Raw genomic sequence first — 21,346 nt, 5'->3', positions numbered from 1 at the left:
ATTCTAAGGATAATAAAAAAAGATCAACTGCCCGTAAAGTTTCGATTAATGAGATCAATCAATAATGCTGCGTGACTAATCATCAGTGGGGATAAAAGAACGCTCCACTGATGGAAAGTTTCACTTTATTGACGATTTGTAGTAAAGGTATTTTTCGTACATATGAAGAATTTATAGTTATTAGAAAGTGAGAAAGGAGATTAATAGAATGTCAAAAGTATTATATAGTGTAGAGAATCATATAGCGTTAGTGACGGTTAATCGTCCAGAGGTCCTTAATTGTTTTGATTATGAAACATTAGAACAATTGAACGACATTGTAGGTCAAATTGGATTGGATTCAGATGTTCGTGCTGTTATATTTACAGGAGCAGGCGAAAAAGCGTTTAGTGCAGGTGCTGATTTAAAGGAGCGCAAAACATTATCAGAACAAGAGGTTCGGAGAAATGTAAAAGCGATTCGAGATGTCTTTAATGCTATCGCAGATCTTCCGCAGCCAACGATAGCAGCTGTAAATGGCTATGCATTTGGAGGTGGATTTGAATTAATTTTGGCTTGTGACTTTTCAATCGCCGTTCCAGAGGCAAAAGTAGGCCTAACAGAGACGAGCTGGGCGATTATTCCTGGTGCAGGAGGAACGCAACGTCTGCCAAGATTAATTGGTGAAATGAGAGCAAAAGAACTTATTTTTACTGCTAAAAAACTAACCGCTGAAGAAGCGTTGGACTTGGGCATCTTAACCAAAGTTGTAAATGACGGGGACGTTGTCGGCGCAAGTAAATCATTTGCTGAAGAGATGCTGAAAAATGGTCCGATTGCACTACGTCAAGCCAAGTATGCGATTAGTAATGGAATGAATGTAGATCTTCAAACAGGTTTAAGGATCGAATCAAAGGCATATGAATTAACGATTCCAACCGAAGATCGTTTAGAAGCTTTGCATGCTTTTAGCGAAAAAAGAAAGCCGGTCTTTAAAGGGAAATAAAGTTGCAGGTCTATCAGAAAATTCGATATTATAGAGGAAGTACAGATAGAACTTGTTGATGAAATGAGGTATGATACCTTCGATTTTCAATCTACAAGGGGGCGAACATACAGAAAAGAGTGATTACAGATGAGTAAGACCCAATCAATGATTTTAACGATTTATGGGGATTATATCAGCCATTATGGGAATAAAATTTGGATTGGCAGCCTAATTCAGTTGCTTAAGGGATTTGGCCACAATGAACAAGCTGTACGTGTAGCTGTTTCACGAATGATGAAACAAGGTTTACTTCAATCCGAGAAAAAAGGAAACAAAAGCTATTATGAACTGACGGAAAGAGGCTTGAGCCGAATCAATGAGGCGGCTAAGAGGATTTATAAGCTCCATCCTCACGACTGGGATGGCAAGTGGAGAATTGTTATGTATAACATTCCTGAAGAGAAAAGACAGGTTCGTGATGAGCTTAGAAAAGAACTACAATGGAGCGGGTTTGGATATTTATCAAATGGCTGCTGGATCTCTCCCAATAATTTTGAGAAAGAAATCAATCTATTAATCAGTAAATATAAAATAGAAGAGTATGTCCAGTTGTTTCTATCCAAACACGTGGGTCCTCAACTTGACTTCAATTTGGTAGAGAAATGTTGGCCATTACAAGAGATTGAAAAAAAATATGATGAATTTATCGATATTTACAGCAAAAAATTCATTGTGGATCAAAGTGTAATTGGTAGTGGACAAATGTCAGACGAAGAATGTTTTATGAGAAGAGCTAACTTAGTTCATGAATATCGAAAGTTTTTATTTATTGATCCTTTTCTTCCTAAAGAATTGTTACCAGAACGTTGGAGCGGAAATCATGCCGCTTTATTATTTAATCAGTATTATAAAATGCTCGCGGAACGGGCAAGTCGTTTCTTTGAAGAAGTTTTTCAGGAAGAAAATGATTTAGGAAAAAAAGATAAGAATTATAACGCTGAAGAGTATCCATTAATGAGTGAAATCGAAGAAGCCTATAAGTAATGGAAAGTAGAGTAATCATGTTAGGCACCACAAAAAAGCTTGAAATTGTGGTGCCAAATCCATTTAGGATAAGTTACTTGAGAATTTGATTATAAGCGTAGCTTTTTTCCACGTATGTATCGATCGATAGTTGGATTAGTTCAAGATCTTTGTCAGTTAATTCCCGAACTACTTTTCCTGGTGAACCTACAACTAAGGATCGGGGTGGGATCACTTTACCGGATGGGATGAGAGTATTTGCCCCAATAATACATTCTTCTCCGATGACTGCACCGTCTAAAATTGTTGATCCCATTCCAATAATGGATCTTTTTTTAATGGTACAGCCGTGTAGGATCACATTATGACCGACAGTTACTTCGTCTTCTACAACTACTGGAGAACCTTCATATAAATGAATGGTTGCATTATCTTGAATACTGCACCGATCTCCGATTGTAATTTTGTCTTCATCACCACGAAGGACTGCATTGAACCAAATGGATGTTTCCTTGCCAACTATTACATCACCGATTAAATAGGACCCAGGTGCTAGAAAGGCGGTATCGTGTACAATCGGTTCTTTTTGATTAAATGGAATAAGCATGATCGAATCTCCTTTTTATTTTTTGAATTTTCATACCATTATAACATAACAGATTGAAAATGTAAGGTGGGATTTTGATATGAACTCCGTATGTGAACAATTATCTATAAAGTACCCAATAATTCAGGGTGGGATTGGAAATATTAGCCATGCCGCCTTAACCGCTGCTGTTTCAGAAGCGGGAGGACTTGGAACAATTGGCTGTGGAACGATGAAACCAGCCCAAGTGGAAGCGATTATTTTAGAAACGAAAGTAAAAACAGAGCAGCCGTTTGCCATCAATATTCCAATAACGGTCAATCCGTTTGTTGACCAATTAATCGAGTTAGCAATTAAACATCGAATTCCAGTCGTCTCACTTTCAGCCGGTAATCCTGCACCATTGATCCCCCTTCTTCATGAGCATGGAATAAAGGTCATCGCTGTTGTCGCCTCTGTAAAGCATGCCCAAAAAGCAGAAGCTGCTGGAGCTGATCTATTGGTAGCTGAAGGATATGAGGCAGCAGGAATTAATTCAAGCCTTGAACTAACGACTTTTACATTGATCCCTCAAGTAGCAAGTGTTGTATCGATTCCTGTTGTGGCCGCAGGTGGAATCGGTGATGGAAAAGGGCTTGCAGCAGCTTTCATGTTAGGCGCGAGTGGGGTACAAATGGGAACTCGATTCATTGCAACAAAAGAAGCACAGTTGCATGATAAATATAAAGAAAAAATTATTGAAGCAAATGGGATCGATACCCGGATTGTAGGCCGATCAGTTGGTCGTGTAAGAAGAGTCCTGCAATCAGGCTATGTAGAAAAGATTATTCAAGCCGAAAGGGAAGGTCTCAGTTTAGAAGAATTTAATGAGATGACTTCGGAAGATTATCATATTAAAGGGGCCGTACTAGGTGATTTTAATAATGGCTACCTGAACAGTGGGCAAGTAGCGGGATTGATCCAAACCATCCCATCTGTTCAAGAATTAATTGAAAGCATGATGAATGAAGCAGAAGGTCAAATGGAATTGGTTAGTGAGAGTTTTAAAAAGTCTGTTCGTTTTTAATTGGTAAATACTAGATTCTTTTAATAAGGTGAAAAAGGCGGGAGTTTACATTGATTACTAATTTATCAGAACAAGAAATTCATGAAAAACATTATAATGAAATTTTTACACATTTTGAGCAAGAGCCATATGCCCAATTTCTTGGCATTAAATTAAAAGAACTTGGCTTAGGTACGGCAACAGCGGAGCTAGAAATTCAAGAACATATGCTTAACTCCCACGGGACTGTTCATGGTGCTATCATCTTTGCGTTGGCAGACTATGTATTTGCTGCCGCTTGTAATTCTTATGGTAAAACCTCAGTAGGTTTGTCAACAACCGTTAACTTTATGGCAGCAGGAATGAATGGCACTATCATTCGTGCGATTGCTGTAGAAGAAAAGAAGAATAATCGAACTTCATGGTATAAAATACGGATTGAAAGCAACGGTGAACTTTTAGCGACAATGGAAGCATTAGCCTATCGTAAAAACCACTATTTCATTTCAAACGCGGAATAGTTGCAATATTTATTAACAAGGAGTCTTTATGGAAACAAAATATAATCCTTATGATCTAGTTAGTGTCGTACAAAAGAAAATAGTACCACCAAATTGTGATCAAACATTGCAAATTGAACCTACGTTTGCTCATGACGGTTATGCAATGGCCTTATGGATGATAGACGATAAGTTCATTAATGGACATGGTGTAGTAATGGGTGGATTTCTGGCTGCTGCAACGGATACAATCATGGCTTATGCGATTGCATCCTTATTAGATGCAAATCAAACTTTTGCTTCAATTGATCTCCATACCACTTTTCATCGTCCGCTACTACGAGGAACCGCTAAACTTGAGGCAAAGGTAGAAAGAAAAGGCAACAAAACAGCCTATTTGACTGCTGAGGTATTTCAAAATGAAAAAAAATGTTGCAGCAGCGTGTCTTCGATTATGATTATGGAAAATTAAATAGATAAGAATTTATATAGGTGCCAAGAATATCCTTTATGGATGGTCTTGGTACCTATTTTATTATTACAAAAAATTAAAAATTTCACTATTTCTGTCGAATTCTCATTGACTTCAAGCTCATTTTAAGTAAACATAAGGATATATTTTAATTTTCTTGGAGGCTATGATGAAATACATTAGTACACGTGGGAATGTAAACAAAATTGGTTTTATTGATACTGTCTTAATGGGGTTGGCAACTGATGGAGGTTTGTTAGTTCCAGAAAAAATCCCGCAAATTTCTGAAGAGAAGCTAGAAGCAATGTCCAAACTATCTTATCAGGAATTAGCATATGAAATTATTTCTTATTATGTAGATGGAGAAATTCCAGAAACCGAGTTAAAAGAATTAATCAACAAAAGTTATGGGACGTTCCGTTCACATGAGGTGACTCCAGTTGTAAAACTGAAAGATAACTTGTATGTGTTGGAATTATTCCATGGCCCTACCTTCGCTTTCAAAGATGTAGCACTGCAATTTTTAGGTAATTTATATTCTTATATCGCTAAGAAAACAGGGGAAACAATCAATATTCTTGGTGCGACTTCAGGGGATACAGGAGCGTCTGCGATTGAGGGCGTAAGAGGAAAAGAAGGAATCCGTATTTGTATCCTGCATCCGCATGGAAAAGTAAGTAAGGTACAAGAACTGCAAATGACGACTGTAGATGATGAAAGTGTCTTAAATTTAGCCATTGAAGGAACATTTGATGATGGTCAGCGTATCATTAAAGAAATCTTTGCTGATTTGGATTTCAAAAATAAATACCATCTTCGTGCGATTAACTCGATAAACTTTGCCCGTATTTTGGCGCAAACGGTGTATTATTTTTATGCTTATTTCCAAGTGGCAAAAGATCGTGACATTAAGAATCTTGACTTTAGTGTTCCGACTGGGAATTTTGGTGATATTTTTGCCGGCTATTTAGCGAAAAGAATGGGTCTGCCTGTAGGGAAACTGATCGTGGCAACAAATGAAAACAATATTCTAGAGCGTTTTATTAAAGATGGAATCTATCAGCCGGGCGAGTTCCACAGCACATATAGTCCATCCATGGATATTCAAGTTGCCAGCAACTTTGAGCGTTATCTGTTCTATTTACTAGGTGAAGATTCACAAGCGACTGCGAAATTAATGGACAAGTTTAAATCTGAAGGAAAAATTACCGTAAGCGAGGAACAATTACGTCAAGTAAAAGCTGACTTTGCGGCATACGGTGTTCAAGGCGAAGAGTGTCTAAAAACAATTAGACAATACCATAAAGAAACGAATTATTTATTAGATCCTCATACATCTTGTGGGGTAGCTGCATATGATGCTTGTAATGATGAGGGGGAAGTTTGTGTTACATTATCAACTGCTCATCCAGCAAAGTTCAATGAAGCAATCGAGCTTTGTGATATTGAACAAACCTATCCTGAACAAATCAAGGCTTTATTTGATAAACCACAACATCTAGAAGTTGTTGCAGCTTCTAACGATGAAATCCGTCAGAAGTTAGAAAAGCATTTTCAATCTGCACTATAATGTAATATAACAGGCGGCATTCTCTTTTTACTTTCTAGAAGAGACTGCCGCCTGTTTATATTTATGACTTTATGACTTCATCACCATTACAGGGATACGAGATTTTTGAACAATTAAATGACTAACACTGCCGAGAAACTCTTTGATTCCACTTAATCCACGGCTTCCCATAATAATTAAGTCACAGTTTAAGTCATATGCTTCTTGTAGAATCGCATTGAAAGATGGAGCCTCTTTTACGTAAACTTCGGTTGGATTAGGTAATTGAGATAATTTTGCATTTGCTGGTTTAATGATTTCATTTGCCCCATCTAAGATGGTTTGTTTGTATTGAATATATAGTGACATTTGAACTGTCCGTGGAGGAATAGAAACTACATGAAGTACAGTGAGTTTTATTTTCGGATCTTGTTTAGCGAATTCAATTGCTTTGTCTAATGATTTAATTGATTGTTCAGAACCATCATAAGGTACTAAAATGTGAGAAAATAACATAGACAACATCTCCTTTAATAAGTATCTATCTATAAATCTATTATACTTCAATAAAAGAGTTGAAAAGTGAATAAACAATGAAGCTTTTGGGACAACGAGAAAACTTCTATACGATTTAGATTAATCAAACGTAATAAAAAAAGACTGACAATAGTGTTGATACTAAAAGTCAGTCTGCAAGCTTATTAATGAAGTTTTTTCCCCTGCTGAATTTCTATATCAGGTTCTTGAGGCTTTGCACGATAAACCATAAAGGCTAAAATTACTGCAAGGATGGAGAGGATAAAAGCAGTAAAATAGACGAACTCTACCCCGGCAATCATGGCATCATTAATAGTTCCTGGAGCATTCGGGTTTGAGGATTGATTTAAATATTGATTTTTTCGTGCATTCAGAAGACTGATAAACACAGATACTCCTATAGCACCGCCAACTGGCTGTAAGGTTGTCATCACGGATGTTCCATGGGGATACAAGCGTTTTGGAAGCTGATTTAATCCGTTTGTTTCTGCTGGCATCATGATGGCTGAGACACTAATCATAATTAAAATATATCCGATGATGATGACCCAACTGCTAGTGTTTGCATCGAGCCGGCTCATCATAAACATCGTTCCGGCTAATACGATTGAAGCAGGGACCATGAGTACTCTCGGACCAAATTTATCAAATAGATGTCCCATCATAGGGGACATGATTCCGTTCAAAATACTTCCAGGCAAAAGGAGCAGTCCTGCTGCAGCAGCAGATAAAGCCAATGGACCTTGCATATAAATAGGCAAAATAATTTCAGAAGAGAACATCGTCATGATAATAATAAGAAACATGAGTATCCCGTGTGTATACATTGGATACTTAAACACTCGTAAATCCATGACAGGTTCTTTTAACTTAAATTGTCTCAAAGCGAATAAAACAATTCCAACTACTCCCAAAATAATAAAAACATATACTCTTGGACTTAAAAAACCAGCTTCTCCGTCACCTGCTGAACTAAATCCATAAACAATTGAACCAAAACCAATCGTTGAATAGATAAGCGACAAAACATCGACTTTTGGTTTCGTTACTTCTGTTATATTGATTAAATATTTATAGGCAAAAAGGATCGAAAACAGGGCAAAGGGGATGACGAAAATAAACAAGTATCTCCACCCAAAGTATTCGACTATTACCCCTGAAAGGGTGGGTCCAATGGCCGGCGCAAACATTATAACAAGCCCGACTAATCCCATAACCTTTCCGCGTCGATGGGGAGGAAATATGAGCAAAAACACATTGAAAATAACAGGCATTAATAATCCGGTACCAACAGCCTGAATAAGTCTCCCCACTAATAACAGAGGAAAGTTTGTTGCGATCGCACAAAGGGTTGTTCCAATCGTAAAAATAGTCATCGTTCCTAAAAATAACTGTCTAGTCGTAAACCATTGTAATAACAATGCGGAGGCAGGAATCACAACACCCATGACTAACATAAAGCCTGTTGCCATCCATTGAACAGTTGTGAGTGAAATGTTAAATTCCTCCATTAAAGTCGTTAAAGCAATATTTAATAAAGTTTCATTTAAAATGGCAAAAAAAGCACCGATTATTAAGCTGATCATAATCGGCATCACTTTAGAACGAGGGTCATCTGCTAAAAATTCATATGGAGATGTTCCATTTTCTTTCATAAATCGAACTCCTTTAAAAGTATTTTTAAGTGATGTTTTAGCTTTTAACTAGCCAAAAGCTTTATGCAAGAGAAAATTATTTCAAAGATTAATTAGGCCAACAAAAAAGCCATTTGATATGGTTACAGAAGAATATAATAATTCATTTTTAATTAAAAGCCAATGATTTGTTTAATAATTTTACATAAAGCTAACGATGATAAAGAAGGTTATTAAAAATAAAAATGAAATACATAAAGAGGAAAAATCTAGGAGGAAAAAATGGGAAGAATAGTGCATTTTGAAATACATGTAAATGATATGGAGTTGGCAAAAACATTTTATGGAGATGTTTTTAGTTGGAAATTTGAAAATTATAGTGAATATGCTGGATTGCCATATTTTGGGGCAGTGACTGGTGATGATAGTGAACTGGGAATTAACGGTGCATTGATGCAGCGTCAAGGACCTCTACCCGAAACGAACCAATCATTAAATGGTTATGTTTGTACAATGCAAGTGGCCGATTACGACGAGACTGAAACGAAAATCTTAAAAAATGGTGGGACAGTCGCTCTACCTAAGTATGCTTTGCCCGGTATGGCATGGCAAGGTTATTACTTGGATCCGGAAGGAAATATTTTCGGAATTCATCAAACAGATAAGGGTGCCAAATAACTTTTTAAGTGCCAGGCGCCTTCCAGTCTCTGGAATGCACCTGGACCACATTATTTCAGCATTTTCATCACCTTAATGGCAACATAGATTTCGAACAGGTCTTCAAGTTGGTTAAAATCAGCGTTTAGGATGGATTCTAATTTTTTTATACGTTTTCTTAATGTGTTGGGATGGACATAAAGTTGTTCTGCAGTTTGGTTGATATCCGCGTTATGTTGAAAAAACGCTTCTAATGTATCAAGATAAAGGGTTTTATTTTCATGGTCATGTAAGATCTCCTTCAAGACTTCAGAATAGTACTCATGCAGTGTGTTCCGATGAATATTCGATAAAAGTCTAGCAATTCCAATGTCTTCGAAATGGCGAACAGAGGCTTGTCTCATTTCATATTTTCCTAATTCAATCGCCACCTTCGCTTCATAAAAGCTGCGAAATAGCTCCATATTGGAAGAGTAATGACGACCAATGCCAATTCCACAATTTAAGTGGGGAAAGTCCAGCTCGATTTTTTTATGTATTTCGCGGGCTATAGATAAAGCTAATTCTTTCCGTTGTTCAGGTTGCAGCGGTTCAGAATCAAAGACGATAATAATGATATCCCCTTGGAGAAGAAGGATGATTCCTTGTAAAAAGCGTGTCGAGATAATAAATTGGATTTTTTTCATCATGGAATCCGTGTCGATGTTCAGTTTTTTTGTTTCATCTTTTTGATTAACTCGAAGCACCATTAATTCGGAGGGGATTGTGAAATCCCAACCCCATCGTTTTCCCTGTTGAATGAGTAGTTGCTCAGACTCAATATTATTGTAAAGGAGGTTATAGAGAAAATCATCTTTGTAAGATTGATGTGCTTGCAGAACTGCTGCTTCTTTTTTCAAATAAGCCAAAAGGGCAGGGCGGGTATGGGTAATTAATTCAATACATATATCAATCATGGCATTAGGCTTTTCTTGAAAAAGGACAAAACCGTAATATTGATCTTCAGAAACTAGTGGGAAAAGAAAATAATGCTCGAGTCCATCCTGTACAATCGATAGCGATTCAGTAGGGTAGTTTGCTGAAAGTTGTGCTTGATAAAGAGATTCCAAATGTTTAAACACATCTCGATTTTCCCCATGTATGGAATCTAGAAAGAAATGTTCGTCCAAAAGATAGATTTCTTGATCTAATACATGAGACAAGCGTTGGAAAAATGAAGCTAACCCTTGTTCATCAATGTATTGAAGCGAATAATGAGTAGATTGTTCAAAAACATATTGATATAGTCCAATGGATTTTAGATGGGCAAGATCAGTAATGTTCTTTTTTAAAATAACAGGATTGGTTTCTTCCTCTATATATAATACAGGTTTGTGATGGTCTTCAATCCATTCTAAATCGGTGCTTGCAATAGGGTGTTCCATTTCTCCATAAAGTAGGATACCTTGTACCCTTTGCAGGGAGAGATAGTCTTGAAGTTGTGAAACCGTCTCGTTGTTGCTTGGCAACAGCAATAAGATGGTCTCAGCTTTTGTTGGCGTATCTCCCACATTGGAAAAGCTTTTATCCTTTCCCTTCCAACCGCCAATTATTTCTGCCTTATAAAAGGGAGAAGCACAAATCAGTTCCATAAACGTTAACATATTACATCTCCTCGTTCATCAGTTGTTTGACCAGAAAAGCTGTTTTGCTGGTAACGGTGAAGGAGACGTTGATTGTTTTGAAGTAAAACGGATTGACGGATTCGTCATTTTTTTCATATCAAATCCATAAACAGCCTTACCAAAATAGGCATTATTAGGATCATTTAAATCAATGATTTCAATTGCTTGTACCGGACAAGACGATACACAGATTGTCGTTTCTCCTTGCATTTGTCGATCATAACACATATCACATTTATCAGCTTTTCTAGTAATCATATTAATGGATATGGCATCAAAAGAGCAAGCGGCTACACAAAGAGAACATCCTGTACATTTTACCTGTTCAATCACAACTACGCCATTTGGCTTCTTTTTAATCGCCAATTCTGGGCAAGTTGCCATACAGGCTGGGTTAGAGCAATGATTACACGACATGGAAAAATGGTAGAATTGTTGAACTGTATGATCCATGTCATCATGAAAGCTATGAATTTGCCTCCGGAAAGAATCCGTTTGACCATGTTCATTTTTACAGGCAAATTCACAAGATCGGCACCCTAAGCATTTTTCGATATGGACTAAGAAACCTAACTGCTTCATAATGTCACCTTTTTGCTATTATGTTTTTATTCGTCTTTCTATAAACTTATTATATAGGATTATTTACTATATTGATTGTGAAAAATGTAACGTATTATTGAACTTTTAGGATTTGGTGAGAATGTTTGAAGGCTTTGAATAAATAACCTTCAGACAATTATCCATTGTTTTTGTTAGGATTAGTGAAAATCTCTAAGCATTAATGGAAAAGGAATAGATTGTGAACAAAAGTTTGTCTAATTCGTTTCGGAAGTGTGTTCAAATTGTGACAAGAGGGATAAAGTTCACTTTTTTACACCATAGTAGCCAAATGTTTGTGAACAGTTATACAATAGTTAGACCTTATTATTTGATATTCTATTAATAGAGAGAGAAAGGAGTTAAAGAGATATGAAATCATTTCTTTTCCTATTAATGAGCATGTTAATTGTTTTTTCGATGGCAGGATGTGAACAGCCAGCAGAAGAAAGTATGAAAGATAAAATAGACATTGTTCCAAATGAAGAGTATGTAGGAGATCCGAATCCACCCGTTCATGTAGAAATGAAATTAACACCAGAAGAACAGGCAGAATTTGAAAAATTAAAGCAGGAAATTCAATCAGAAGTCGAGGTTGAGTAATATGACTCTACTAAAAGACAAAGTGATTCAACTAGAAGAAAAATATTTCTATTATCAGTTATTTTGTCATTATTATCGCGGAGACCTACTATATTTAACGTCAATTCAATGGAAAAAGTTGCTTCAGACAATGAGAGAGTATCCATTTTTAATGAAAATAGATGAAGTGAATCAAGCCCTACAGATGATAAAAACGGCAGATGAAAATGAGATAGCCATGTACCAATATGATTATAATCGATTATTTGTCGGTCCAAATCAATTATTGGCTTCTCCGTTTGAATCAAGCTATCGCAATTATGAAAAGAATGTCTTACAGAGAGAAACATTGATGGTTCGGAATTTTTATCACCATGTCGGATTACAAGTTGCCGACGAAGGACAAATTCCCGATGACCATATGCAATTTGAATTGGAATTAATTCTTTACTTATTAAGTAATGAGAATGATCAAGAGAACCTTTATGAGGTGTTTTTAACGAAGCACCTATTTCACTGGGGATTTGATCATTGTCAAAGAATCCTAGAAAATAGCCAAAATCCGATTACCTATGCAATGGGAGTTTTATTAAGAGAGTTTTTACAACAGGAAAGAATGAGTATGGAAGGTGGGAATATAGATGCTAACTGAAAACTTTTCTCGCCGAACTTTTATAAAAGGTTCTGCAGCATTAAGTTCATTATTAGGTCTCGGGGCCATTGGAAGTAAAGCCACAAAAGGTCTTGTTCCGAAAGCCTCAGCGAACACGACTGGTAAAAAACAAGAATTTTACAATGCTTGTCCACGAAATTGTTATGATACATGTTCAATTGTGACAACTGTTGAAGATGGAAGAATAACATTTATTACAGGGAATGAAAATAATACGTATACAAAAGGGAGACTATGTGTAAAAGGGAACACGTATCCCCGAGTTGTTTATTCACCTGACCGAATTAAATATCCAATGAAGCAGAATGGCCGTGGAACGGGAAAATGGGAAAGAATTAGCTGGGATGAGGCTTATACCATTATTGCCCAGAAAATACTTGACATTAAAAAAGAGTATGGAACAACTTTGCCAATCTGTTTAAACAAGTATTCTGGTAACTTTAATTTATTAAATTATGCTTCAGAAGGAATGATGTCAAGCATTGGGTATACGACACGTGCACAAGGGACCCCATGTGATCCAGCGGGCTCTGATGCGCAAGCGTTTGATATGGGAACTGCTTATAACAGCGATCCGGAAGATTTTGTTCATGCTGAATATATTATCCTTTGGGGATCGAACCCTGCTTGGACATCGGCTCACTCCATGTATTTTATTGAGCAAGCAAAAGAAAACGGAACAAAATTGGTCGTAATTGATCCATTAATTACACAAACTGCGTCAAAAGCAGATGAATATATCCAAATCAATACAAGTACAGATGGCGCATTTGCACTAGGAATGATTCGGTATATTATCGATCACCAATTATATGATCAGGACTGGGTGATCAATCATTCAAAAGGGTTCAATGAATTTGTATCCTATGTGAAAAAAAATATTACGGTTGAATGGGCGGCTGAGAAAACAGGTGTGCCAAAAGAAGTAATACAAAGAATTGCTCGTGAGTATGCGACTGCAAATCCAGCAAATATTTGGGTTGGATTTGGCATGCAGCGCCATACGAATGGTGGTTCCATGGTTCGTACGATTGATGCCCTTGCAGCAATGTGTGGAAATGTTGGGAAAAAAGGCGGCGGAATCAACTATATTGGTGGAGAAACATGGGGCTTTAATTATCACACAATGAGCTTTGGACCTCCTGAAGGAACGTTTGGTGATGGAGACCGGTATGTGAATATGAACAACTTTGGTGCTCAAGTTTTAGATGCAAATGATCCCCCAATCAAGATGATGTGGATTGCCTGCCGTAATCCAATGGCACAGGATCCCGAGCCAAATGTCGTTAAAAAAGCATTTGATGCAATGGATTTAGTTGTAACAGCGGATCTATATATGAATCAAACCGTAGAATACTCAGATATTGTATTACCTGTAACGACTCCATTCGAACACGTAGGTGTGAATGTCAGCTACTGGCATTACTGGATGAATGTGAATGAGCAAGCCATCAAACCATTATATGAATGTAAGAGTGATCTAGAGATCGCGATGGGGTTGTCTAAGAAATTAAATGAATTAGAGCTAGGTTCTTGTACATTCCCTGTTTCAGGCGATCCAAAGGAATGGGTAGAAAAAGAATTCAATGATACGATTCGTGAGATGTTTGGTGTTAACAGCTGGGAAGAGTTACGGAAGAAAGGTGGAACGGTTAAAGCTAGTGAGAAAGTTTCCGTTGCATGGAATGATTTGAAATTTAGAACTCCGTCAGGTAAGTATGAATTTTATTCCGAAAAAGCGGTGGAATATGGTCATCATCCACTTCCAGTCTATGTGGAAAAATATGCGACACCGAAAGAGTATCCACTTCGTGCGATATCACCGCACTGGAAATTAGGGATTCATAGTCAATTCCAACATACCGATTGGTTAATGGCTATTTCAAGTCATCCCGTATTGGAATTACATCCAGACTTAGCAAAGAAATATTCCATTAAAAACAATGACATGGTGAAGGTGATTAATGATGCTGGTTATTTAACATTGCCAGCCAAATTAACACAAACCGTTCCAACAGATACAGTCGTCATGTATGAGGGCTGGTGGAAAGATATTAATTATACCGAAAACTTTAATGTGAAGGCGATCCCTGCGGATATGGGTAACTATAGTAAGCACCAGCTTGGAATTGCCTTCCATGATAATTTTGTCAAAATCGAAAGAGCGTAATAAGGAGGGGATATCATGGCAAAGAAACTCGGGTTTTTAGTCAATATTGATCGTTGTATTGGCTGTCATGCTTGTGAAGTTTCATGCAAAAGCTTTTATGGGCTTGAACCAGATATGAGACGGAGAACGGTTCGGGAGCTTCCGGAGAATCTAGTTGGTTCTCCTGTCCGTTGTTTCGTATCAACAGCTTGTAACCACTGTGATGAGCCTGCCTGTGCAGCAGCTTGTCCGGTTGGTGCTTATACAAAGCGGGATGAAGATGGGATTGTTGTTCATGATCAAGATCTTTGTATCGGCTGTCAAATGTGCGGAAAGGCATGTCCATACGGTGTGCCGCAATACAATCCAGTTAAGAAAAAAATGGACAAGTGTAGCATGTGCTATGAACGACTAGATGTTGGTGAAGATCCAATCTGTGTATCAAAATGCCCAATGGAGGCGATTGAAATCGTTGATTATAACGAGGTTCAGCCTTCAGGAACTGTAAGTGTAGTACCAACATTTGCTGATCCGTCGATCACACACCCAACAACACAATTTATTTTGCCAAAACCAGGCAAGCAGTTTAGGAGGGTTTAAGATATGCATGATTTACCTCTTGTGATCTTTACCATTTTGTCACAACTTATTTTAGGCGGATTTGTGACGTTATGGTGGTTAGATCGAAAAAATGATAACATATCAAGAAAATCAGGTCTACTCATCACCATTTCTTTACTCGTTATTGGAGGTATTTCGCTCCTCGTGTCGATGCTTCATCTTGGGCAGCCATTATATGCACCCCGAGCGATATTAAACTTTAAGGTGTCTTGGTTAAGCCGTGAAATTGTTTTTTATGGAGCATTTGTAGGATTAATTTTACTATATACATGGTTTTGGTTTAAAGAAAATCGAGCAAAGCGTACGATGATCGGTTGGGTTGCCTCCATTATTGGTGTCATAGCCATCTTTTCATCAGCAAAAATTTACATGATTCCAAGCTATCCTGCATGGAATGGAGTCAATACATTATTTACTTTCTTTTTAACGTCGCTTTTATTAGGGCCTATATTTGTTGCAGCTTTTTTAACGTTAAAAGGAGAACTAGACGTAAATATATCTGTGCTGTCCATTTGTGCACTTGTATTCACAGCGGTTGTAGCGGTTGGGTATTTTTCAGCACTGCTTGCAGGGCTTCCAGAGGCTGTTGAAACGGCTAGATTAACATTCCAGCATGGATTCTTCTGGGCTCGAATCGTGACATTCACCATCGCCTTTGGATTACTAATTCTATCTTATAAAAATAGTAATATGCGTAACGTCAAAGTATTTTCTGCAGCATTTATAGTACTGTTTGTTAGTGAGCTTTTGGGTAGATATTTATTTTATGAAACTGCTATTCATTTGTAGATAAACAGAAAGGGGGAGACGGGATGAATTTGTTAAACTGGATTAAAGTCATTGATAAAAAAATGACGGCATTGAGTGTGGAGAACAATCTCTGTACAAAATGCATTTCACCAAAGAGTACTTGTCAAAATTGTATCGATGTTTGTCCAATGAATAGTATTTCTTTTTCCAAAAAAGAACTTGTCATTGATGATTCCTGTGTCGAATGCGGGCTTTGTTCAACCGTTTGTCCAACGGGTGCTTTGTCAATGAATCGGCCGTCTCTCCCTTCGTTTATCAATGATCTTGTTCGTACATGTGAGCAAAATGAAAAAGTTTATTTACACTGTGAACGGGTTTCACTTTCGAAAAGTACGGCTACAGCTGTATCTGTGTCATGTTTAGGGCTGCTTCCAAAAGAGGCATGGGTGAAGTTATTAAATAAGTGTGCAAATCTATCCGTTCATCATCTGGATTCAGCCTGTCAAAGCTGTAAAATTACAACAGGAGAATCGGTTTGGCGTGGGGAACTTAAAGCTGGAGAGATGATAAGTGGTAAGCGAATGACGATTACCTCACGAATTAATGAAGAGAATAAACCTGTGTCTTATGATTTAGGACGTAGAGCGTTCCTTGCATCCATTTTTAGTGAAGTGAAAAGTACAAATAAATTAGCAATAAAAGAATGGGCAGGGGAGGCAGCGATTCCTTCTTATCAAGAAAAAGTTGCTGTTGATTCTTTAAGTAAAGTTAAAAAAGAGTGGAATGCGGTTTCCAATGGAATGGTAGAAAAAGTAACGAGAGAATCTGTCTATCCTTATATGAAAAAGCGTTCCTTATTTTTAACCGAATTGCAAGGCAGTGAAGGGTTACAAAGTCAGAGCGACATTCGTTTACCAAAGATATCGTCGGATTGTTCTTTCTGCAACGCTTGTACCATTTTATGTCCAACTGAAGCGATTCAAATGAAACAAGTTGATGGAAAGCAAGTGATCACTCTTCAACCACAGAAATGTGTCGATTGCTCATTATGTGAAGAAATTTGTTATCCAAATAGTATTGAATTACAGAATCACCCAAACCGAACATTGCTTCAGGAAGAATATGTGATTGCTGAGAATGAGAAAAAAGTGTAAGGCATCTTCCAATTAGAAGGTGCCTTACACTTTTTAACTTAGGCTGAATCAGGACCGCCGCCAAGTTCAGCCAGGATTTGTTCAAGAGATATCCGACCGCTCTCAAAGAATTCACCATTTAAGTAAACAGCAGGTACAGCCATAACATTCTTACTATCAACTTCTTCTTTGAAAGCCGCTCCATCAATCATCGTATGGGTAATGCTAGGTTTTAGAACGCTCATCACATTCAACGCTTGCACGACATCTGGACAGTTGTGACAGCTTAAGCTAACATACGTTTCAAAATGATATTCGCCTTTAATGTTTTTGATCCGTTCATTAATTTTTCATCCAATTTAGGAGCTCTTCCACTTACTTGCAATAGAGCTAACACAAGGGATGTGAATTCGTGACCAAGAGGGAGGCCAGCGAAAGCAATCCCAGTGTCTTCACCAACTCGGTTAACACTAAAGCTTGGTGTTCTTACAAGTTCAGCTTATTCTACTTTAATATGAGAAGACATGGACGAAAGCTCATTCACAAGTTCTGTCATGTCTTTTGATAAATCATCTGAACCTGTGCTCACTTTTAGGACGATGTCGCCCTCCATTAATTGAAGATATTGATTTAATATTTGCATCTAATACCATTTATAATTCCTCCTTAAATTTTACCTACAAGATCAAGACTTGGTTTTAATGTTTCAGTGCCTTCTTGCCACTTAGCTGGGCAAACTTCACCTGGATGCTGACGTACATATTGAGCTGCTTTAACTTTATTAATAAGTGTGCTAGCATCACGCCCGATGCCGCCAGCGTTAATTTCCATGACTTGAACAACACCATCTGGATCGATAATGAACGTACCGCGATCTGCAGCACCTTCTTCTTCAATCAATACATCAAAGATACGTGAGATCACATGGTTTTTATCTCCAATCATCGTATACGTAATTTTGCCGATCGCTTCAGATTGTTCGTGCCATGCTTTATGTGCAAAATGTGAATCCGTTGATACAGAGTACGCTTCAACACCTAACTCCTTAAGTACGGGATATTGTTCTTGAAGATCTTCTAATTCAGTAGGGCAGACAAAAGTGAAATCTCCTGGATAAAAGCAAACAACACTCCATTGACCTTTAAAAAATTTTCCTCTGACAACTCGATAAATTCGCCGTTTCGATAAGCCGTTGCTGTAAATGGTTGGATTTCTTTTCCAATTAATGACATAACTTAAGTTTCCTCCTAAGATGTAATTATTTTTGATTAAAACCCAATGAAAATAAATATCATTTGTTCTTAATCATTATTACTTAAATAGAATAATCCTAATTAAATACTTATTTTTATATAAACTTTAATATATGTAAACAAAAAGGATTGATTTATTAAAATTAATATTTTGGTTTATAAAACAACGACTGTTTTCAATTAGTATTAAAATTTTCTCAATTATGACACCAGGTTTATTTAAAAGAGGATATATGTTCGAAGTGTATCAGTGATATCTATATTGGGAGGGAAGACGACCACTAAAGGTATGAATGCCATTGCTAATAAATGATGTTTCCATTTTTTAAAAATTAACTCTTTTTCCCAGAATAGTCTTGCCCAATTGAGCCATCATATAGAAGAAATTTAATCTAATGAGGAGTGAACAAACATGAAAAAAACTTTGGCTGTGTTAGGATCAGTTGTACTTTCAGCAAGTCTTGTTGGCTGTGGAGGAAACGATAATGCAGGAGGTAAGAATGATAATAATGGTGACCAACGAATTCAATCGAATGAAGTAAGGCCCATTGCAAACAATCGAAATAATAATGGAACCCTTAGAATTGCCGACCGTGCTGAGCGACAAGTTGAGCGTTTAACAGAAGTTGATGATGCGCACGTGATTATTGCAAACAATAATGCTTACGTTTCCGTAAGGTTGGCAAATAACAACCATAATAATGGAAATGAAAATCGTGCAATGAATAATGGTGGTGGAATGGGAACAAATGGAAATACCGCTAGTGGAATTGGAGCCAATAACGGAAGAAACGCCACTAATAACGATGGAATGAATGGAACTCCAAGAACCTTTACTGAAAATGGCATCGTAAATCCAGGAGGAAATGAAGGAAGAATTAATGGGAAAGGCGATGCTGGAAGCAGAAACGGTCAAAATAATGGCTTGAATCAAAGAGGGGGAGATAACAACAATAACGCAACCCTTTTTGGAATAGGCGATGGAAACAACGGAAATAACGGGAACAATGGAAACAATAGAAATAACAATAATGGAAATCAAAATCACAATGGACAAACAACAAGGGCAAACGAATATAGTGAAGTATCGAATTCCTTTGAGCAGAGAATAGCAGATCAGGTACGTGAAGCAGATAAAAAAATCCATAAAGTATACGTTTCAGTTAACCCTGATTTCTATAACCAAATGAATACTTATGCAAACGATATTAGAACCAACCAAAATAGAAATGGGTTATTTGAAGACTTTACAAATACTGTCAATGACTTTTTCGGAAATAGAAATAATCGATAATGCTTAAAGTGCCGGGTATTTTCCAGTTTGGAAGATACCTGGCATTTGTTATTTATCAGGTTTAACGGACAGTAAGACACCCACCTCAATATTCTGAGTACAATTAGCGAGGATAGGTGGGGGATCAACTGCCCATAAAGCTCCGAAATAATGACAGAGACTAAATGCGCCTTAGCAAACGGCAACGTCTGCGTGACTAGCAAGCTGCAGGCATCGGGCTTTCCATCAGTGGAGGATAAAGACCCTTTACTGATGGAAGTTTAGCTTTATAGTGAATATTCAAATGGGTTGAAAAATAGACTTTGATAGGGGTAGAAATATCTTTACCATTTTGACAGGGTGTAGAATACAATTAAATTAAGAGGCGTTGAGATGATTAAGGAGTTATTATTTAAATTAAGAAACAGTAAAATCTTGTTGTCGGTAGGAATTATATTCATTGCGTTTAATTTACGACCTGCAATTACCTCAGTGGGCCCGTTGATTCATCTCATTCGATGGGATGCTGGAATAACTTACGGAATTGCTGGACTACTCACCACTTTACCTTTAATTGCTTTTGCTGTGATCTCTTCATTAGCTCCTAAAATAGGGAATAGATGGGGAAATGAGCGAACCATATTCATTGGATTAATTATTCTAGGGATTGGAATATGTATTCGTTCCACAGAATTAAGGAATATGTTGTTTATAGGGACGGTTTTAGTTGGTATAGGTCTAGCAATTGGAAATGTTCTTTTACCAGCTTTAGTAAAAAAAAATTTCCCCATAAGATTGGCTTGATGACAGGAGTCTATTCAGGCGCGTTAGGAACCTCAGCTTCTCTAGCTCCTATATTTAGCACAGTCCTAGTGAATAAATATCAATTAGATTGGGAACATTCCCTTATTATATGGGGAATATTAGTGATGGTTGGAATGGTCATTTGGTTTCCACAAATATTTCAACAAAGTCGACGAGCTCCTCTTCCTCAAATCGAAAAACAAATTTCGTTGTGGTTCTCTCCTCTTGCTTGGCAAGTTACACTTTTTATGGGGTTTCAATCATTTATTTTCTTTTGTATGATTGCATGGCTACCAGAAATTCTTCAAAATCAAGGAGTGGAATTGACTACAGCAGCCTGGCTCCTTACGGTCTTTCAGATGTCAGGCATTCCATTTCAATTTATTACTCCTATTTTAGCAGGTAGATTAACAAATCAAAAAATCATTGCCTTGATAATTGGAATTCTAAATATAATGGGAATTCTAGGGTTATTTTTATCAAATCATCCTGTGTTCACTTATGGATGTATAATTGTAATTGGAATCTCTCAAGGGGGAGCGTTAAGTTATGCGTTGACATTGTTTGGGTTAAGAACAACAAGTGAGAGTCAAGCTGCAGTACTATCAGGAATGGCTCAATCAGTTGGTTATTTATTAGCGGCTCTAGGACCACTAACTCTAGGTATCCTTTATGATCAACTTCATAACTGGACACTCCCGTTTGTGATTTTGATTACTTTTTCTATTTTAATGACCATTGTTGGAGTGGCAGCTGGACACGATAAAGTAGTAAGTCCTTTGAATAGACTAGAACGAAGGAATGTAGTAGAAAAAAATTTAAAGGGTTAAATAAGTAAGAATCTCTTATTTTTTATAATGATTAATTTTACAAC

Annotated in this window: 21 protein-coding genes and 2 pseudogenes; 16 read left to right on the top strand and 7 right to left on the bottom strand. The window is 37.1% G+C overall.

Annotated elements, in window-relative coordinates; genetic code table 11:
* The first annotated feature begins 208 nt into the window (after positions 1-208).
* Both R4Z10_RS12755 and paaX read left to right on the top strand, forming a co-directional pair.
* Complete coding sequence (locus tag R4Z10_RS12755; protein WP_338469679.1) at positions 209-985, top strand: enoyl-CoA hydratase-related protein; 777 nt, start codon at positions 209-211, stop codon at positions 983-985.
* A 129-nt stretch (positions 986-1,114) separates the two neighbouring features.
* The gene (gene paaX, locus R4Z10_RS12750; RefSeq protein WP_338469678.1) at positions 1,115-2,011 is read left to right on the top strand and encodes a phenylacetic acid degradation operon negative regulatory protein PaaX; all 897 of its coding nucleotides are present in this window, start codon (positions 1,115-1,117) and stop codon (positions 2,009-2,011) included.
* 73 nt (positions 2,012-2,084) lie between these two features.
* Here the strand turns inward: paaX and R4Z10_RS12745 are convergent, their stop codons facing one another.
* Positions 2,085-2,597: a gamma carbonic anhydrase family protein gene (locus R4Z10_RS12745; RefSeq protein WP_338469677.1), complete on the bottom strand. Its 513-nt coding sequence runs from the start codon at positions 2,595-2,597 to the stop codon at positions 2,085-2,087.
* A 79-nt stretch (positions 2,598-2,676) separates the two neighbouring features.
* Here R4Z10_RS12745 and R4Z10_RS12740 point away from each other — a divergent pair, with 79 nt between their 5' ends.
* From R4Z10_RS12740 to thrC, 4 genes are all read left to right on the top strand, one after another.
* Complete coding sequence (locus tag R4Z10_RS12740; RefSeq protein ID WP_338469676.1) at positions 2,677-3,642, top strand: DUF561 domain-containing protein; 966 nt, start codon at positions 2,677-2,679, stop codon at positions 3,640-3,642.
* Positions 3,643-3,692: 50 nt separating this feature from the next.
* Entirely contained in the window at positions 3,693-4,142 is a 450-nt protein-coding gene (locus R4Z10_RS12735) for a hotdog fold thioesterase (RefSeq protein WP_338469675.1), read from the top strand.
* 28 nt (positions 4,143-4,170) lie between these two features.
* The gene (locus tag R4Z10_RS12730) at positions 4,171-4,593 is read left to right on the top strand and encodes a PaaI family thioesterase (protein ID WP_338469674.1); all 423 of its coding nucleotides are present in this window, start codon (positions 4,171-4,173) and stop codon (positions 4,591-4,593) included.
* Between the two features lie 169 nt (positions 4,594-4,762).
* Entirely contained in the window at positions 4,763-6,163 is a 1,401-nt protein-coding gene (thrC, locus tag R4Z10_RS12725) for a threonine synthase (RefSeq protein WP_338469673.1), read from the top strand.
* 69 nt (positions 6,164-6,232) lie between these two features.
* Here thrC and R4Z10_RS12720 read toward each other — a convergent pair whose 3' ends face one another.
* Positions 6,233-6,658 carry a universal stress protein gene (locus tag R4Z10_RS12720; RefSeq protein WP_338469672.1) on the bottom strand — a complete coding sequence of 142 codons (426 nt, stop codon included), beginning with the start codon at positions 6,656-6,658 and terminating at the stop codon, positions 6,233-6,235.
* Positions 6,659-6,843: 185 nt separating this feature from the next.
* Positions 6,844-8,334: an MDR family MFS transporter gene (locus R4Z10_RS12715; RefSeq protein WP_338469671.1), complete on the bottom strand. Its 1,491-nt coding sequence runs from the start codon at positions 8,332-8,334 to the stop codon at positions 6,844-6,846.
* A 261-nt stretch (positions 8,335-8,595) separates the two neighbouring features.
* Between R4Z10_RS12715 and R4Z10_RS12710 the strand changes: the two genes are divergently transcribed.
* On the top strand, positions 8,596-8,991 hold the full coding sequence (locus R4Z10_RS12710; protein WP_338469670.1) for a VOC family protein: 396 nt from the start codon (positions 8,596-8,598) through the stop codon (positions 8,989-8,991).
* Between the two features lie 50 nt (positions 8,992-9,041).
* On the opposite strand, the gene R4Z10_RS12705 is transcribed toward R4Z10_RS12710, so the two are convergent.
* Positions 9,042-10,613, bottom strand: a complete 1,572-nt coding sequence (locus R4Z10_RS12705) for a helix-turn-helix domain-containing protein (protein WP_338469669.1) — start codon at positions 10,611-10,613, stop codon at positions 9,042-9,044.
* Between the two features lie 18 nt (positions 10,614-10,631).
* Positions 10,632-11,216 carry a 4Fe-4S dicluster domain-containing protein gene (locus R4Z10_RS12700; RefSeq protein WP_338469668.1) on the bottom strand — a complete coding sequence of 195 codons (585 nt, stop codon included), beginning with the start codon at positions 11,214-11,216 and terminating at the stop codon, positions 10,632-10,634.
* A gap of 390 nt (positions 11,217-11,606) precedes the next feature.
* Here R4Z10_RS12700 and R4Z10_RS12695 point away from each other — a divergent pair, with 390 nt between their 5' ends.
* The 6 genes from R4Z10_RS12695 to R4Z10_RS12670 are packed head-to-tail and all read left to right on the top strand — an operon-like array spanning position 11,607 to position 17,163.
* Entirely contained in the window at positions 11,607-11,837 is a 231-nt protein-coding gene (locus R4Z10_RS12695; RefSeq protein ID WP_338469667.1) for a hypothetical protein, read from the top strand.
* 1 nt (position 11,838) lies between these two features.
* A complete protein-coding gene (locus R4Z10_RS12690; protein ID WP_338469666.1) occupies positions 11,839-12,468 on the top strand; it encodes a molecular chaperone TorD family protein in 630 nt (209 codons plus the stop codon).
* Positions 12,458-14,659, top strand: a complete 2,202-nt coding sequence (locus tag R4Z10_RS12685; protein ID WP_338469665.1) for a molybdopterin-dependent oxidoreductase — start codon at positions 12,458-12,460, stop codon at positions 14,657-14,659. The genes R4Z10_RS12690 and R4Z10_RS12685 overlap by 11 nt, the downstream gene beginning before the upstream one ends.
* 15 nt (positions 14,660-14,674) lie before the next feature.
* The gene (locus tag R4Z10_RS12680) at positions 14,675-15,238 is read left to right on the top strand and encodes a 4Fe-4S dicluster domain-containing protein (protein ID WP_338469664.1); all 564 of its coding nucleotides are present in this window, start codon (positions 14,675-14,677) and stop codon (positions 15,236-15,238) included.
* A gap of 3 nt (positions 15,239-15,241) precedes the next feature.
* Entirely contained in the window at positions 15,242-16,048 is an 807-nt protein-coding gene (locus R4Z10_RS12675; RefSeq protein WP_338469663.1) for a DmsC/YnfH family molybdoenzyme membrane anchor subunit, read from the top strand.
* Positions 16,049-16,071: 23 nt separating this feature from the next.
* The gene (locus tag R4Z10_RS12670; protein ID WP_338469662.1) at positions 16,072-17,163 is read left to right on the top strand and encodes a 4Fe-4S dicluster domain-containing protein; all 1,092 of its coding nucleotides are present in this window, start codon (positions 16,072-16,074) and stop codon (positions 17,161-17,163) included.
* 41 nt (positions 17,164-17,204) lie between these two features.
* Here R4Z10_RS12670 and R4Z10_RS12665 read toward each other — a convergent pair.
* A pseudogene (locus tag R4Z10_RS12665) lies at positions 17,205-17,795 on the bottom strand (thioredoxin family protein); the annotation flags it as partial.
* Positions 17,796-17,808: 13 nt separating this feature from the next.
* Positions 17,809-18,374 (bottom strand): annotated as a pseudogene (gene ahpC / locus R4Z10_RS12660) (alkyl hydroperoxide reductase subunit C).
* Between the two features lie 433 nt (positions 18,375-18,807).
* Between ahpC and R4Z10_RS12655 the strand changes: the two are divergent.
* The 3 genes from R4Z10_RS12655 to R4Z10_RS12645 all read left to right on the top strand — a co-directional run bounded on the left by R4Z10_RS12655 (position 18,808) and on the right by R4Z10_RS12645 (position 21,302).
* Positions 18,808-19,689: a YhcN/YlaJ family sporulation lipoprotein gene (locus R4Z10_RS12655; RefSeq protein WP_338469661.1), complete on the top strand. Its 882-nt coding sequence runs from the start codon at positions 18,808-18,810 to the stop codon at positions 19,687-19,689.
* Between the two features lie 372 nt (positions 19,690-20,061).
* Positions 20,062-20,472 (top strand): MFS transporter, encoded by a 411-nt coding sequence (locus R4Z10_RS12650; protein WP_338469660.1) that lies wholly within the window; start codon positions 20,062-20,064, stop codon positions 20,470-20,472.
* Entirely contained in the window at positions 20,472-21,302 is an 831-nt protein-coding gene (locus R4Z10_RS12645) for an MFS transporter (protein ID WP_338469659.1), read from the top strand. Before R4Z10_RS12650 ends, R4Z10_RS12645 begins: the two co-directional genes overlap by 1 nt.
* Positions 21,303-21,346: the final 44 nt, after the last annotated feature.

Origin of the sequence: Niallia sp. XMNu-256, from assembly GCF_036670015.1 — a bacterium.
Lineage (GTDB): Bacteria > Bacillota > Bacilli > Bacillales > Cytobacillaceae > Bacillus_BD.
The sequence above is the reverse complement of the archived record's forward strand: the minus strand, read 5'-3'. Positions and strand labels throughout refer to the sequence as shown.

Bases quoted from the DNA above. Each gene is read 5' to 3' on its own strand.
- R4Z10_RS12755 (WP_338469679.1), top strand. From the start codon at position 209: ATGTCAAAAGTATTATATAGTGTAGAGAATCATATAGCGTTAGTGACG.
- paaX (WP_338469678.1), top strand. From the start codon at position 1,115: ATGAGTAAGACCCAATCAATGATTTTAACGATTTATGGGGATTATATC.
- R4Z10_RS12745 (WP_338469677.1), bottom strand. From the start codon at position 2,597: ATGCTTATTCCATTTAATCAAAAAGAACCGATTGTACACGATACCGCC.
- R4Z10_RS12740 (WP_338469676.1), top strand. From the start codon at position 2,677: ATGAACTCCGTATGTGAACAATTATCTATAAAGTACCCAATAATTCAG.
- R4Z10_RS12730 (WP_338469674.1), top strand. From the start codon at position 4,171: ATGGAAACAAAATATAATCCTTATGATCTAGTTAGTGTCGTACAAAAG.
- thrC (WP_338469673.1), top strand. From the start codon at position 4,763: ATGAAATACATTAGTACACGTGGGAATGTAAACAAAATTGGTTTTATT.
- R4Z10_RS12720 (WP_338469672.1), bottom strand. From the start codon at position 6,658: ATGTTATTTTCTCACATTTTAGTACCTTATGATGGTTCTGAACAATCA.
- R4Z10_RS12715 (WP_338469671.1), bottom strand. From the start codon at position 8,334: ATGAAAGAAAATGGAACATCTCCATATGAATTTTTAGCAGATGACCCT.
- R4Z10_RS12710 (WP_338469670.1), top strand. From the start codon at position 8,596: ATGGGAAGAATAGTGCATTTTGAAATACATGTAAATGATATGGAGTTG.
- R4Z10_RS12705 (WP_338469669.1), bottom strand. From the start codon at position 10,613: ATGTTAACGTTTATGGAACTGATTTGTGCTTCTCCCTTTTATAAGGCA.
- R4Z10_RS12700 (WP_338469668.1), bottom strand. From the start codon at position 11,216: ATGAAGCAGTTAGGTTTCTTAGTCCATATCGAAAAATGCTTAGGGTGC.
- R4Z10_RS12695 (WP_338469667.1), top strand. From the start codon at position 11,607: ATGAAATCATTTCTTTTCCTATTAATGAGCATGTTAATTGTTTTTTCG.
- R4Z10_RS12690 (WP_338469666.1), top strand. From the start codon at position 11,839: ATGACTCTACTAAAAGACAAAGTGATTCAACTAGAAGAAAAATATTTC.
- R4Z10_RS12685 (WP_338469665.1), top strand. From the start codon at position 12,458: ATGCTAACTGAAAACTTTTCTCGCCGAACTTTTATAAAAGGTTCTGCA.
- R4Z10_RS12680 (WP_338469664.1), top strand. From the start codon at position 14,675: ATGGCAAAGAAACTCGGGTTTTTAGTCAATATTGATCGTTGTATTGGC.
- R4Z10_RS12675 (WP_338469663.1), top strand. From the start codon at position 15,242: ATGCATGATTTACCTCTTGTGATCTTTACCATTTTGTCACAACTTATT.
- R4Z10_RS12670 (WP_338469662.1), top strand. From the start codon at position 16,072: ATGAATTTGTTAAACTGGATTAAAGTCATTGATAAAAAAATGACGGCA.
- R4Z10_RS12655 (WP_338469661.1), top strand. From the start codon at position 18,808: ATGAAAAAAACTTTGGCTGTGTTAGGATCAGTTGTACTTTCAGCAAGT.
- R4Z10_RS12650 (WP_338469660.1), top strand. From the start codon at position 20,062: ATGATTAAGGAGTTATTATTTAAATTAAGAAACAGTAAAATCTTGTTG.
- R4Z10_RS12645 (WP_338469659.1), top strand. From the start codon at position 20,472: ATGACAGGAGTCTATTCAGGCGCGTTAGGAACCTCAGCTTCTCTAGCT.